Raw genomic sequence first — 13721 nt, 5'->3', positions numbered from 1 at the left:
CCGCCGAGTGCGGAACGGCCGAAAGCTGTCGATGAGGGCAGCAGTCGCCGCCGGGTCCGGGTTGGTCCTCGCTGCCACGCTCACCGCGTCCCCCAGCGCAGCAGACCCCCAGACGCCGAGCCTGTCCGAGGCCCAGCGCAAGGTCGCCGAGCTCAGCCACGAGGCCGAGCAGGCCAACGAGCGCTTCCTCGAGCTCCGGACCGAGGTCGACGGAGCCAAGAAGCAGATCAAGAAGCTCCGGACCGACGTCAAGGCGCAGCAGGCTGAGGTCGAGGACGTCCGCAACGCCCTCGCCAAGACCGTCACCGAGCGGTTGTCGAGCTCCCCGATGGGCCCGACCACCCAGCTGCTCGCGAGCGACGATGTCGACGAGTTCCTGGAGGGCCTGACGGCGCTCCAGTCCTACAACAGCACCCAGGCCGACCGGCTGGCCGCCTTCGAGCGCGAGGCCGGAGAGCTCAAGGTCCGCCGTGAGCAGCTCTCCTCCAAGCTCGAGATCATCTCGGAGTCGCAGAAGGAGATGACCAAGCAGAAGGCCAAGCTCGACGATCGCGTCACCAAGGCCGAGGCTCTCGTCGCGAGCCTGACTCCTGCTGAGCGCGAAGAGGTCTACGACAACGACCACGGTGGTCCGAGCCGCAGCGAAGACCGTCCGTCGACCAGCGCCCCGAAGGTGAACGCGTCCGGGCGGGCCAAGAAGGCGATCGACTTCGCGATGGCGCAGCTGGGCGAGCCCTACTCCTACGGTTCTGCGGGCCCCGGCAGCTGGGACTGCTCGGGCCTGACGATGAAGGCGTTCGGCGCGGCCGGCGTGTCGCTCCCGCATTCGTCCTCCGCGCAGTCCGGGATGGGCTCCTCGGTGTCGCGGTCGTCGATGAGCCCGGGCGACCTGGTGTTCTACTACAGCCCGGTCAGCCACGTCGGCATCTACATCGGCAACGGCAAGCTGATCCACGCCCCGCGTCCCGGGCGCAGCGTCGAGATCGTCTCGGTGGACGTCATGCCGGTCAGCGGAGTGCGTCGCGTCGGCTGACCGCCTCCGCTCCGTACGAAGAGCCACGACCCGTCTCGGGTCGTGGCTCTTCTGTGTACGACGTGCGGCCACCCCTGGGCAGCAGCTCCGAACCCTCACGGACGACAGCAGCCCCCGGCGCGTGTGCGCCGGGGGCTGCTGTCTGCGTGGGGTCGGGGCCTAGCCGTACAGGGCCTCGACGTCGTCGCGGTGCTCACGCATCACGACGTTGCGCTTGAGCTTGAGGGTCGGTGTGATCTGGCCGCCCTCCTCGGTCCAGTCCTTGGCGAGGACCCGGAACTTGCGGATCGCCTCCGCTCGGGACACGTGGGAGTTGGCCTCGTCCACCGCGGTCTGCACGGCCGCCAGCACGTCGGGATCGTCAGCGAGCTGCTCGATCGGCGTATCAGCCGGCTTGCCGTGGTTCTCGAGCCACGAGCCGATCGACTCCTGGTCGAGCGTGATGAGTGCGCCGACGAAGGGCTTGCCTTCGCCCACGACCACCGCCTGGCTCACCAGGACGTGCGCCCGGATGCGGTCCTCGAGGACCGCGGGCACGACGTTCTTGCCGCCGGCGGTGACGATGATCTCCTTCTTGCGGCCCGTGATGGAGATGAAGCCGTCGGAGTCGATCTCACCGATGTCACCGGTGTGGAACCAGCCGTCCTCATCGAACGCGGCCGCCGTCGCCTCCGGCGCGTTCCAGTAACCCCGGAACACCTGTCCGCCGCGGAACAGCAGCTCGCCGTCATCGGCGACCCGGACCTCGGTGCCCGGCAGAGGGCGCCCGACGGTGCCGATCTTGGAGTCGCCGGCGAGGTTCGCCGCGAGCGCGGCCGTGGTCTCGGTGAGGCCGTACCCCTCGATCACCGGGATGCCGATGCCCGAGAAGAAGTGCGCGAGCCGCTCGCCCAGCGGAGCGCCGCCGGAGATCGCGTGCTCGACGTGCCCGCCCATGGCGTCGCGAAGCTTGGCGTAGACCAGCCGGTCGAACAGCGTGTGCTTCGCCTTGAGGACCGGGCCGATGCGCTTGCCGCTCTCGCGCGCCCGGCTGTAGGCGATCGCCGTCGAGGTCGCGACGTCGAAGATCTTGCCCTTGCCGGACGCGTGGGCGTTCTGGCTGGCGCCGTTGTAGATCTTCTCGAACACGCGTGGGACGGCCAGGAGGAACGTCGGCTTGATCTCCGCCAGCTCGGGGAGGAGGTTCTTGACGTCCGGGGAGTGCGAGAGCTTCGCGCCTGCCCGGATGGAGCCGACCTCGACGATGCGGGCGAAGACGTGCGCCAGCGGCAGGAAGAGCAGCGTCACGGAGTTGTCGTGGAACAGCTCAGGAAGCACGTCGATGACGTCGCCGAGCTCGAACATGAAGTTGGCGTGCGTGATCTCTGCGCCCTTGGGGCGTCCGGTCGTGCCGGAGGTGTAGATGATCGTGGCGAGGTCCGACGGAGCCACGGCGTCACGACGGGCGGCAAGGTCGGCGTCGGAGATGACGGCACCCGACGCGGCGAGAGTGTCCAGACCGGAGTCGATGACCCACACGTTCTTGAGGTCGGTGAGATCGGTGCCGGACGCCGCGACCCGCTCCGCGTGCTCCTCGTTCTCCACGACGCAGCCCACCGCGGCGGAGTCGGACAGGATCCACGAGATCTGCTCGACCGACGAGGACTCGTAGATGGGGACGGAGACGGCACCGATCCACCACAGCGCGTAGTCGACCTGCGTCCACTCGTAGCGCGTGCGGGAGAGGAGACCGACACGATCTCCCGGCGCGACTCCGGCGGCGACGAACCCCTTGGCGAGGGAGACGACCTCGTCGCGGAACTGCGCGATGGTGACGTCGGTCCAGGCGCCGGAGACCCTGCGCTGGAAGGCGACCCGGTCAGGGTCCTCGTCAACCCGCACCAGGATGTCGTTGGTGATGCTGCCCGTCTCTGGGACCTGGTACGTGGCTGGGGTCGCGTAGGTACGCACTCTGCCTCCGATCGAGTGATCTGGGTACGCCGACACGACGTACTCCCCCTGGGGCAGGTTACATTCACCACTCGGAGCACCTGCGAAGGAGACCTCGATGCCGGCGGTGGACGTGATCGACCAGACGTACGCGCCCGTGCCGCAGCGCCAGTTGCGCGAGGTTCTCTGCGCGGAGTCCGGCTGGTCCGAGGTGCTGCCCGGCCTGGAGCTGCGGTGCTTCGAGGACCGGGGCGACCGCGGCAAGCGGTGGAGCGTGAGCGGCACGCTCGACGGGACGGCCGAGGTGTGGCTGGAGCAGGCGCCCGAGGGGACGATCGTGCACCTGTTCCTGCAGGCGGAGCCGAGCGCGCCGGGGATGTCGACGCAGGGCGCCCGGCGGATGGAGCGCGACGTACGGGAGCGCTTGAAGCGATGGGTGACCCAGGTCCGGGACACTCTCGACGTCGGACGGCCCGTCGGGGAGCCGCCCGCCACAGCGCAGCGCGGGGCTGCCCCGACCGAGGACGTCCGGGATGCGCGATAGGGTCGGCCGCAGCACCGACGACCAGGAGGGCTCTGGATGACTGACCAGACGACCAGCGACATCGTGGTCGACGCCGATCCCGGCGTCATCATGGCGGTCATCGCCGACTTCGCGTCGTACCCCTCGTGGGCGACGGGGGTGAAAGAGGCGCGGGTCGTGGAGCTCGACGAGTTCCGGGCACGCCCCACCGAGGTGCAGTTCGTCCTCGACGCCACGCCGATCCGCGACACCTACACCCTCGGCTACACCTGGGACGGCGACCGTGAGGTCGACTGGCGAGTCACCGAGCCGGGGTCCATGGTCACGGGCATGGACGGGGCCTACGTCCTCGAACCCCTCGAGGACGGGCGGACCCGCGTCACCTACCGTCTCGCTGTCGAGGTCTCCATCCCGCTGCTGGGGATGCTCCGTCGCAAGGCGGAGAAGGTCATCATCGAGACAGCTCTCAAGGGCCTCAAGAAGCGCGTCGAGTCATCCGAGGTGTGACCGGGACGACGTGGCGAGGCGCGGGTCTCGATAGGATCTGACGACCGCGCTCGCACGTCCCCAGGTTCTCTGCACGAGGAGAGGCATGACCGAACACACCGGCGACGACCATGTCGGCACCCTCGCGCAGGAGGCCCTCAAGCTCGCTCGCGTGCTCGCCGACCAGGCGTCGCAGGGCCGGCGAGGAGCCGACGACACCTCGTCGGCCGAGCATCGTCCCGAGACCTGCGACTCCTGCCCCCTGTGCCAGCTCATGACAGTCGTGCGTCACGCGCGCCCCGAGGTGGCCGACCACCTGACGTCGGCCCTGGCCTCGCTCACCCTCGCCGCGCGTGGTGTGGTGGACGCGTGGGCGCAGACGCGTCCGCCGCACGCGTCCGGGCGGGCGGCCGCCGACGGGCCGGCGGACAGGGACGGGGAGGACGAGCCATGGGGCTGACGGTCGGCGTCGACATCGGCGGCACCAAGATCGCTGTGGGCGTCGTCGACGTCGACGGCACCGTTATCGCTCACGACCAGCTGGAGACGCCGGCGACGGACCCCACCCTCATCGGGGACGCCGTCGGCCGGTCCGTCAACGCCCTCAAGCGAGACCACCAGGTGGAGGCCGTCGGTGTGGGCGCCGCCGGGTTCGTCGACGCCGCGCGGCGCTCCGTGCTGTTCGCCCCCAACATCAAGTGGATCGACGAACCGCTCGCCGACCGCCTCGAAGACCTCATCGACCTTCCCGTGGTGATCGAGAACGACGCCAACGCCGCGGCGTGGGGCGAGTTCCGGTTCGGGGCGGGGGCCGACGTCGACGACATGCTCCTCGTCACGGTCGGCACCGGCATCGGTGGCGGGATCATCCAGGGTGGACGCCTGGACCGGGGCGCGTTCGGCGTCGCCGGTGAGATCGGTCACCTGCGGATGGTCCCCGCCGGGATCCGGTGCGGCTGCGGCCAGTACGGGTGCTGGGAGCAGTACGCCTCAGGCCGCGCGCTGGTGCGCGAGACCCGCGACCGGATCAGTGCGGGGATGGCGCAGGCGCAGCCCCTGGCCGCGCTGATCGACGGTGACGTCACGCGGATCACGGGGCAGATGGTGACCGAGCAGGCCCAGAAGGGCGACCCTCTGGCCATCGAGCTCATCGCCGACGTCGGCCGGTGGCTCGGAGAGGGCATCGCGTCGCTGGCGGCGGTCATCGACCCGAGCGTGGTCGCAATCGGCGGTGGTGTCGCCAAGGCAGGGGCGTTGTTGCTCGAGCCCGCGCACGCGTCGTTCCTCCGTACGCTCTCGGCCCCGGTCTATCGTCCGCAGGCGACGCTGCGGCCCGCGAGCCTGGGCAACGACGCCGGCATGATCGGTGCCGCCGACCTCGCTCGCGCGCGGTGACGAGGCACGATGGCTGAGCGGCTCTCGATCGGGATCGACATCGGTGGCACTCGGGTCAAGGCCGGTGTGGTGGACCTCGACGGTCATGTCCTGGCACGTCTGAGCCGGGACACGCCGACGAGCAGCCCGATGGCGGTCCTCGACGCGATCGCGGACATCGTGGCGACGCTACGACGGCACCACTACGTCACCTCCGTCGGTATCGGCGCGGCGGGCTTCGTCGACGCGACGCAGTCGACCGTGCTCTTCTCCCCGCACCTGGCGTGGCGGCACGAGCCGCTGCGGGACGCGGTGCAGCGGCGTACGGGGCTGTCGGTCCTGGTGGACAACGACGCCAACGCCGCCGGCTGGGCGGAGTGGCGGTTCGGTGCCGCCCAGAACGAGGAGTACATGGTCTGTCTCACCCTCGGCACCGGCATCGGCGGGGCGCTGGTGATCGACGGGCGACCGCACCGCGGCCGGTACGGCATCGCGGGGGAGTTCGGGCACATGATCGTCGTGCCGGACGGCCGGGCGTGCGAGTGCGGCAACCACGGCTGCCTCGAGCAGTACGCGAGCGGCAATGCGCTGATCCGGGACGCACGCGAGGCGATGGATCGCGGCGACGACTACGGCAAGCGGCTGCTGGAGCGCCTCGACGGTGACCCGGACCAGGTGAGCGGGCTGGTGGTGTCGGAGCTGGCGCGTGACGGGGACGAAGACGCTCTGCGGTGCTTGGAGGACGTCGGCGCGTGGCTCGGGATCGGCATCGCCAACCTGGCGGCTGCGTTCGACCCGGCGTTGTTCGTGATCGGCGGGGGAGTCTCCGACGCCGACGAGCTGTTGCTCGAGCCTGCGCGCGAGTCGTTCCGGAGGACGCTCACCGGTCGAGGCTTCCGCCCGGAGGCATTGATCGTGCGGGCCCACCTCGGCAACGACGCGGGCATGATCGGCGCGGCCGACATGGCCCGCTCGGTGCGTCGTCGTGCACGGCGGGGGCGGCGTCGCCGACCTCGCGCCGAGGGCTCGCTGGTGCGGCTCAGCGGTCGACGAGGGTGAGCTCGAACGCATAGAGGTCGGGGCGGTAGGCGTGCTCGCCGTACTCGACCGCACGCCCGGCGTCGTCGTACGCCGTGCGCTGCATCGTGAGGAGGGGCGCCCCCCTGCGCTCGCCGAGGAGCCGCGACTCCCGCGCGTCGGCGCGACGGGCGCCGATCCGTTGCTTGGCGACCCGCATCCAGATCCCGGCGCGGCGCAGTGCCGCGTACAGGCCGTTGTCGGCCAGGTCGACCGCGGCGAGGTCGAGCAGCGAGGCGGGGAGCAGGTTCTGCATGAGCGCGAGTGGCTCGTCGCCGATGTAGCGGACCCGCTCGAGCGACCAGACCGGGCTGCCCGGCTCCAGCTGGAGCGCGCGCGCACTCTCCTCGCTCGCCTCGAGGCGAGCGAGGCTCAGCACCTCCGTACGGGGGGCCTGCCCGGCCGCGGTCAGGTCGTCGTGCAGGCTGGTGAGCTCGACCGAACGGCTGACCTTGCCGTGCACCACCTGCGTCCCGACGCCTCGCTTGCGGACGAGCATGCCCTTGTCGACGAGCACCTGGATCGCCTGGCGGACCGTGGGGCGCGAGAGTCCGAGCCGGTCGGCGAGGACGAGCTCGTTGTCCAGCTTGTCACCGGGTGCGAGCGTGCCGCTGACGATCGCGCCCTCGAGCTGCTCGGCCATCTGGAAGTAAAGAGGGACCGGGCTCGAGCGGTCCAGCGAGATCTCCGGCCGCGCACCCATGCGAGCACTATAGGGGCGGGTGCGGCCACTAGGTCTATATGTCCGGACAAATCGTTGACAGTCGATTGTGCTCCACGTCACACTGACGGATCAGGTGAAGCATCGACGGAGGCGGGTGACGATGGAGCGTGGCCGCATCGCGGGTGCCCCGATCTCGTGGGGTGTGAGCGAGGTCGACGGGTGGGGGTTCCAGCTGCCGGTGGAGCGGGTGCTCGAGGAGATGAGCCGGCTGGGCCTGACGGCGACCGAGTTCGGCCCCGAGGGCTGGCTGCCACGGGAGCCGGCGACCAGGGCACGGACGCTGGGTGAGCACGGGCTGACGGCGGTCGGCGGATTCCTTCCGGTGGTGCTCCACGACGCCGGTCACGACCCGGCGCCCGAGCTCGACGCCTTCGCCGACGCCTGCGTCGCTGCCGGCGCGATGGTCGTCGTCCTTGCCGCCGCCACGGGCGTGACCGGGTACGACGCGCGCCCGGAGCTGACCGACGAGCAGTGGCGCACGCTCTGCGTGAACCTCGATGTTCTCGACGACCGTGTCCGGGCGCGCGGTCTGAGCCTCGCGCTCCACCCCCACGTGGGCACGGTGGTCGAGAGGGCTGAGGACGTGGGGACGGTCATGGCCCGGTCACGGGTGGCGCTGTGCCTCGACACCGGTCACCTGATGGCGGCCGGTGTCGACCCGCTGCCGCTGGCCAAGGTGCACGCCGAGCGGGTGAGGCACGTGCACCTCAAGGACGTCGACGCGCGGCTCGCGACCGAGGTCCACGAAGGCTCCGTCTCCTTCAGCGAGGCCGTCCGCGGTGGTCTCTTCCGCCCGCTCGGTCGCGGCGACGTCGACGTCGTCGGGCTCGTCACCACGCTCGAGGAGCGCGGCTACGACGGCTGGTACGTCCTCGAGCAGGACGTGATGCTCGACGGTGACCCGACGGGGGACGGACCCCTCGAGGACGTGCGCACGAGCCTTGCCTACCTCGAAGGGCTCGCCTCGTGACCGGCTTCGAGGTGCTCACGATGGGCCGGGTCGGTGTCGACGTCTATCCGGAGCAGATCGGGGTCGGTCTCGACGAGGTGACGTCGTTCGCCAAGTTCCTCGGCGGAAGCCCGACCAACGTCGCCGTCGCTGCATCCCGGCTCGGGCGCCGGGCGGCGGTGATCACCCGCACCGGCGAGGACCCCTTCGGCCGGTTCGTCCACCGCGCGCTCGACGGCTTCGGCGTCGACGACCGGTTCGTGACGGCCGTGGCGGGCCTGCAGACCCCGGTCACGTTCTGCGAGATCTTCCCGCCGGACGACTTCCCGCTCTACTTCTACCGCCTCCCCACCGCGCCCGACCTGCAGATCCGCGCCGACGAGCTCGACCTGGACGCGGTGCGTGCGGCTGATGTCTTCTGGGTCACCGGCACCGGTCTCGCCGAGGAGCCGAGCCGGGAAGCGACCCTGGCCGCGCTCGAGGCACGAGGCAGGCGCGGCGTCACCGTCCTCGACCTGGACTACCGGTCGATGTTCTGGTCGTCGGCCGCGGAGGCGACCGCGCAGGTGGCGCGAGCGCTGCCGTACGTCACGGTGGCCGTCGGCAACCGCGAGGAGTGTCAGGTCGCGGTCGGCGAGTCCGACCCCGAGTCCGCGGCGAAGGCTCTGCGCGACGCCGGGGTGGACCTGGCCGTCGTCAAGCAGGGCCCGGCCGGCGTGCTCGGGTCGGACCGGCGCGAGCACGTGGTGGTGCCGCCGGTCGCCGTGGACGTCGTCAACGGACTGGGGGCCGGTGACGCCTTCGGTGGCGCCCTCTGCCACGGGTTGCTGGCGGGCTGGGACCTGCGCCGGACGCTGGAGTTCGCCAACGCCGCCGGCGCGTACGTCGCCGGTCAGCTCGCGTGTGCCGATGCGATGCCGGACGTCGACCAGGTGACGACGATGCTCGGACGAGCCGCGTGATCGCGCGCGTGACCGACGCCACCGTCGCCGACCTCGTCGACGCGCGGGTCCGCGACCCCGACCGGATCGCGCGGCTCGCCCGCGGCCGGAGGCGACCGGAGGGCTTGACCGGCCAGACCGGGCGGCTCCTGCTCGTCGCTGCCGACCACCCTGCCCGCGGTGCACTGCGCGCCGGAGACGAGCCGCTGGCCATGGGGGACCGGGCCCGCCTGCTGGACCGGATCGTGAGGGCGCTCGACCGTCCTGGTGTGGACGGATTCCTCGGCACCGCCGACCTCGTCGACGACCTGCTCCTCCTGGGCGCTCTCGAGGGCAAGGTGGTGCTCGGGTCGATGAACCGCGGCGGTCTCGCCGGCACGAGCTTCGAGATCGACGACCGCTTCACCGGGTACGAGGCTGCGGCGATCGACCGGGCAGGTCTCCAGGGTGGCAAGATGCTGCTGCGCATCGACCCGACGGACCCCGCTACCGTGCGGACGATGGAAGCCTGCGCACGTGCGGTCGACGACCTCGCCGCCCACGGGCTCGCGGCGATGGTCGAGCCGTTCATCTCCCACCGAGACGACCGGGGCCGGGTCCGCAACGACCTCACGACCGAGGCTGTGGTGCGCGCGGCCTCGGTCGCCGCGGGTCTCGGCGGGACCTCCGCGCGGACGTGGCTGAAGCTCCCGGTCGTCGACGACATGGAGTCGGTCCTCGCCGCGACCACGCTGCCGGTGGTGCTCCTCGGCGGCGAGGTGTCGGCCGACCAGGGGGCTCAGTTCGCAGCCTGGTCCAAGGCTCTGACCAGCCCGCAGGTGCGCGGGATGGTCGTGGGTCGCTCGCTCCTCTATCCCCCCGACGGCGACGTGGAGGCCGCCGTGGACGCGACGGTGGAGATGATCGCCCGATGAGCCGTCATGTGCTGCACAGCGCTGCCGAAGGCTCGACCGCCCTCGAGGTCACGCCGGAGGTGGCGGGGTGGGAGTTCAGCGGGCTGCGGGTGCTGCGGCTGGCCGCAGGCGAGTCGTACGGCGCCGCCACCGACGACACCGAGGTCCTCGTGCTGTCGCTGTCGGGCTCCTGCCGGGTCCGTTGCGGGGACCAGGTGCACGTCGTCGCCGGACGGCCCGACGTCTTCACCGGACCGAGCGACTTCGTGTACGTGCCTCGGGGGGCGGACTTCGAGGTCGTGAGCGAGGAGGGCGGCCGGTTCGCGCTGGCCTCGGCGCGGTGCGACCGTACTCTCGCGTTCCGGCACCAACCGGCGGTCGACGTGCCCCTCGAGCTGCGCGGCGCGGGCCACGCCAGCCGACAGGTCCACAACCTCTGCCTGCCGGGCACCTTCGAGGCCGACAGGCTGATCGTGTGCGAGGTGCTCACTCCAGGAGGCAACTGGTCGTCCTACCCGCCGCACAAGCACGACGAGGACGGGGACGGTGAGAGTGCGCTGGAAGAGATCTACTACTTCGAGGTCGCCGACGGCCCGCACGGGGCGGGTTTCGGCTACCAGCGCGTGTACGGGCACGACGGTGCGGACATCGACGTCCTCGCCGAGGTGCGCTCGGGCGACGCGGTCCTCATCCCGTACGGCTGGCACGGCCCGTCGATGGCGGCACCCGGCTACGACCTCTACTACCTCAACGTGATGGCGGGCCCCGGTCACGAGCGGGCGTGGCTCATCAGCGATGATCCCCAGCACGCCTGGGTGCGCGACACGTGGACGACGCAGCCGGTCGATCCCCGGCTCCCGATGGGAGGACCCCGATGACCACGACCCGACTGACCGTCGCCCAGGCCGTCGTCCGTTTCCTGGAGGTGCAGCACGTCGAACGCGACGGTGCCGAGAACGCCTTCTTCGCAGGGTGCTGGGGCATCTTCGGGCACGGCAACGTCGCCGGCATCGGGGAGGCTCTGCTCGAGCGGGAGCTGTCGGACGACCCGGGACGGTTGCGCTACCTCCAGGGCCGCAACGAGCAGGCGATGGTCCACGCGAGCGTCGCCTACGCCCGCCAGCGCGACCGGCTGGCCGCGTTCGCGGTGACGGCGTCGGTCGGGCCGGGCTCGACGAACATGGTCACCGGTGCGGCGCTCGCCACGATCAACCGACTGCCGGTGCTGCTGCTCCCGGGCGACGTGTTCGCGACCCGGGTCGCCAACCCTGTCCTCCAGGAGCTCGAGGACCCGGCCAGCATGACGGCGTCGGTCAACGACGCACTCCGCCCGGTCTCGCGCTACTGGGACCGCATCGAGCGCCCCGAGCAGCTCCCGTCCGCGCTGCTGGCCGCGATGCGGGTCCTCACCGACCCCGCCGACACCGGAGCGGTCACGCTCTGCCTGCCCCAGGACGTCCAGGCCGAGGCGTACGACTGGCCCGAGGCGCTGTTCGACCGGCGGGTGTGGCATGTCGCCCGGCCGGTGCCGGAGGCCGCGGCCGTCGAGCGGGCCGCCGCCCTCGTCCGGTCGGCGCGGCGACCGCTGCTCGTCGCCGGCGGCGGCGTCATCTACTCCGGTGCCGACGGTGCGCTCCGCCACTTCGCGGAGGCCACCGGCATCCCGGTCGCCGAGACCCAGGCGGGCAAGGGGTCCCTGCCGTACGACCACCCGCAGGCCGTCGGGGCGATCGGTGCGACCGGGAGCGATGCCGCCGACGCTCTCGCCAACGAGGCCGACGTCGTCATCGGGGTCGGCACCCGGTGGAGCGACTTCACCACGGCCTCCCGGACGGTGTTCGCGCGTCCCGAGGTGCGCTTCGTGAACCTCAACGTGGCGAGCGTCGACGCTCACAAGCAGTCCGGGCTCGCGCTCGTCGCCGATGCCCGCGCCGGTCTGGAGGCGCTCGGGGTCGCGCTGGAGGGGTGGCGGGCGCCGGCGGAGCACACCAGCGAGGCGACGGAGCGCGCCCGCGCGTGGGATGCCGTCGTCCAGGCGGCGTACGCGGTCGAGAACGAGCCGTTGCTCGCGCAGTCGGCCGTGATCGGCGCTGTCAACGACGGCACCGACCCGCGCGACGTGGTGGTGTGCGCGGCGGGGTCCATGCCGGGTGACCTCCACAAGCTGTGGCGTACGCGCGACCGCAAGGGCTACCACGTGGAGTACGGCTTCTCGTGCATGGGATACGAGATCGCGGGCGGTCTCGGGGTGAAGCTGGCGGCCGACGACACCGGTGATCCGCGCGACGTGGTGGTGATGGTCGGGGACGGCTCGTACCTCATGATGGGGACCGAGCTGGTCACTGCGGTCGCGGAGGATGTCAAGATCATCGTCGTGCTCGTACAGAACCACGGCTTCGCCTCGATCGGTGCGCTGTCGGAGTCGCTCGGCTCGCAGCGCTTCGGCACGCGGTACCGCTATCGGACGCCTACCGGCCTCGACGGCGAGCGTCTTCCGGTCGACCTGGCCGCCAACGCCGCGTCGCTGGGGGCCGACGTGATCGTGGCCAAGGGCCTCGACGACCTCAGGGCGGCGCTGCGCAGCGCGAAGGCGTCGGAGCGTACGACCGTGATCCACGTCGAGACCGATCCGCTCGTCCCGGCGCCGGACAGTCCGGCCTGGTGGGACGTCCCCGTCTCGGAGGTGTCGACCCTCGACACGACCCGGGCCGCCCGAACCACGTACGAGCAGCACAAGGCGGCCCAGCGCCACCATCTCGGGACCATCACAGAACAGCAAGGAGATCGCCAGTCATGAACAAACTCAGGCTCCTCGGAGTCGTCGCGGCGTCAGCGCTGACGCTGACCGCGTGCAGCGGTACGGGCCAGGACGACGGCGCGTCAGACAACAAGAAGGACTTCACCTACGCCGTCATCACGCACTCCAGCTCGGGCGACGCTTTCTGGGACCGGGTGAAGTCCGGGGGCGAGCAGGCCGCGGACGACTACGGAGTCACCGTCCGCTACGAGAGCGATCCCGACCCGGCCGGCCAGGCGCAGAAGATCGACGGCGCGGTCGCCGACAAGGTCGACGGCATCGTCGTCTCCATGGCCAACCCCGACGGCCTGGAGACGGCCATCAAGGGAGCCGTCAGCGCCGGTATCCCGGTCGTCACGATCAACTCCGGCGTCGACCGGTTCCAGGAGTTCGGCGCGATCACCCACATCGGTCAGAGCGAGGCCATCGCCGGCAAGGCCGTGGGGGAGCGGCTCAAGTCCGAGGGCCTCAAGAACGTCGTGTGCGTGATCCAGGAGGCCGGCAACGTCGGTCTCGAGGAGCGGTGCAAGGCCGTCAACGAGACGCTCGGCGGCAAGGTCGAGAACCTCCAGGTCGACGGCACCGACGACGCGGCCGTCCAGGCGAGCATCACCTCCAAGCTCCAGGCGGACTCCGCCGTCGACGGTGTGCTGACCCTCGGTGGGCAGTACGCGATCGACGCGGTCGCAGCGGTCGAGCAGTCAGGCAGTGGCGCGAAGGTCGCGACGTTCGACCTGTCCGAGGACGTCATCACCAACATCCAGGACGGCAAGATCCTCTTCGCCGTCGACCAGCAGCCGTACGTCCAGGGCTACCTCGGGGTGACCACCCTGTACCTCAAGGACCTCAACGGCAACGACCTCGGTGGTGGCCAGCCGGTCAACTCGGGACCTGCGTTCGTCACGCAGGAGAATGCCGACGACGTGCTCCAGTTCGCGAAGAACGGCACGCGCTGACAACGCCTGGTGGGGCCTCGTGAAAACGAGGCCCCACCA

14 protein-coding genes are annotated in these 13721 nt (G+C 70.9%); 12 read left to right on the top strand and 2 right to left on the bottom strand.

The window, feature by feature from the left end; all coding sequences use genetic code 11:
• Positions 1-7: 7 nt before the first annotated feature.
• Complete coding sequence (locus KV097_RS19765; RefSeq protein WP_220344346.1) at positions 8-1033, top strand: NlpC/P60 family protein; 1026 nt, start codon at positions 8-10, stop codon at positions 1031-1033.
• 159 nt (positions 1034-1192) lie between these two features.
• Here the strand turns inward: KV097_RS19765 and KV097_RS10015 are convergent, their stop codons facing one another.
• The gene (locus KV097_RS10015; RefSeq protein ID WP_220347028.1) at positions 1193-2983 is read right to left on the bottom strand and encodes a long-chain fatty acid--CoA ligase; all 1791 of its coding nucleotides are present in this window, start codon (positions 2981-2983) and stop codon (positions 1193-1195) included.
• Between the two features lie 97 nt (positions 2984-3080).
• On the opposite strand from KV097_RS10015, the gene KV097_RS10010 reads away from it, so the two are divergent.
• From KV097_RS10010 to KV097_RS09990, 5 genes are all read left to right on the top strand, one after another.
• Positions 3081-3506: a hypothetical protein gene (locus KV097_RS10010; protein WP_220365787.1), complete on the top strand. Its 426-nt coding sequence runs from the start codon at positions 3081-3083 to the stop codon at positions 3504-3506.
• A 36-nt stretch (positions 3507-3542) separates the two neighbouring features.
• Entirely contained in the window at positions 3543-3992 is a 450-nt protein-coding gene (locus tag KV097_RS10005; protein ID WP_220344349.1) for an SRPBCC family protein, read from the top strand.
• Positions 3993-4077: 85 nt separating this feature from the next.
• Positions 4078-4431 (top strand): hypothetical protein, encoded by a 354-nt coding sequence (locus tag KV097_RS10000; RefSeq protein WP_220344350.1) that lies wholly within the window; start codon positions 4078-4080, stop codon positions 4429-4431.
• Complete coding sequence (locus KV097_RS09995; protein ID WP_220344351.1) at positions 4422-5366, top strand: ROK family glucokinase; 945 nt, start codon at positions 4422-4424, stop codon at positions 5364-5366. Before KV097_RS10000 ends, KV097_RS09995 begins: the two co-directional genes overlap by 10 nt.
• 9 nt (positions 5367-5375) lie before the next feature.
• Positions 5376-6404: an ROK family glucokinase gene (locus tag KV097_RS09990; RefSeq protein ID WP_220365786.1), complete on the top strand. Its 1029-nt coding sequence runs from the start codon at positions 5376-5378 to the stop codon at positions 6402-6404.
• Here the strand turns inward: KV097_RS09990 and KV097_RS09985 are convergent.
• The gene (locus KV097_RS09985; protein WP_220365785.1) at positions 6385-7125 is read right to left on the bottom strand and encodes a GntR family transcriptional regulator; all 741 of its coding nucleotides are present in this window, start codon (positions 7123-7125) and stop codon (positions 6385-6387) included. The genes KV097_RS09990 and KV097_RS09985 overlap by 20 nt on opposite strands.
• Before the next feature lie 121 nt (positions 7126-7246).
• On the opposite strand from KV097_RS09985, the gene KV097_RS09980 reads away from it, so the two are divergent.
• From KV097_RS09980 to KV097_RS09955, 6 genes are read left to right on the top strand one after another with little or no spacing between them, the layout of a single operon-like run.
• Positions 7247-8116 carry a TIM barrel protein gene (locus KV097_RS09980; RefSeq protein ID WP_220344354.1) on the top strand — a complete coding sequence of 290 codons (870 nt, stop codon included), beginning with the start codon at positions 7247-7249 and terminating at the stop codon, positions 8114-8116.
• Positions 8117-8136: 20 nt separating this feature from the next.
• On the top strand, positions 8137-9057 hold the full coding sequence (gene iolC / locus KV097_RS09975) for a 5-dehydro-2-deoxygluconokinase (RefSeq protein ID WP_220347193.1): 921 nt from the start codon (positions 8137-8139) through the stop codon (positions 9055-9057).
• A complete protein-coding gene (locus KV097_RS09970; RefSeq protein ID WP_308289395.1) occupies positions 9054-9950 on the top strand; it encodes an aldolase in 897 nt (298 codons plus the stop codon). Before iolC ends, KV097_RS09970 begins: the two co-directional genes overlap by 4 nt.
• Positions 9947-10807 carry a 5-deoxy-glucuronate isomerase gene (gene iolB / locus KV097_RS09965; RefSeq protein ID WP_220365784.1) on the top strand — a complete coding sequence of 287 codons (861 nt, stop codon included), beginning with the start codon at positions 9947-9949 and terminating at the stop codon, positions 10805-10807. Before KV097_RS09970 ends, iolB begins: the two co-directional genes overlap by 4 nt.
• On the top strand, positions 10804-12726 hold the full coding sequence (gene iolD / locus KV097_RS09960; RefSeq protein WP_220365783.1) for a 3D-(3,5/4)-trihydroxycyclohexane-1,2-dione acylhydrolase (decyclizing): 1923 nt from the start codon (positions 10804-10806) through the stop codon (positions 12724-12726). The genes iolB and iolD overlap by 4 nt, the downstream gene beginning before the upstream one ends.
• Positions 12723-13682 carry a sugar ABC transporter substrate-binding protein gene (locus KV097_RS09955; protein ID WP_220344357.1) on the top strand — a complete coding sequence of 320 codons (960 nt, stop codon included), beginning with the start codon at positions 12723-12725 and terminating at the stop codon, positions 13680-13682. The genes iolD and KV097_RS09955 overlap by 4 nt, the downstream gene beginning before the upstream one ends.
• Positions 13683-13721 lie beyond the last annotated feature (39 nt).

Source organism: Mumia sp. zg.B17 (genome assembly GCF_019550915.1).
Taxonomy (GTDB): domain Bacteria; phylum Actinomycetota; class Actinomycetes; order Propionibacteriales; family Nocardioidaceae; genus Mumia.
This window is presented reverse-complemented; position numbering and strand designations above follow the sequence as displayed.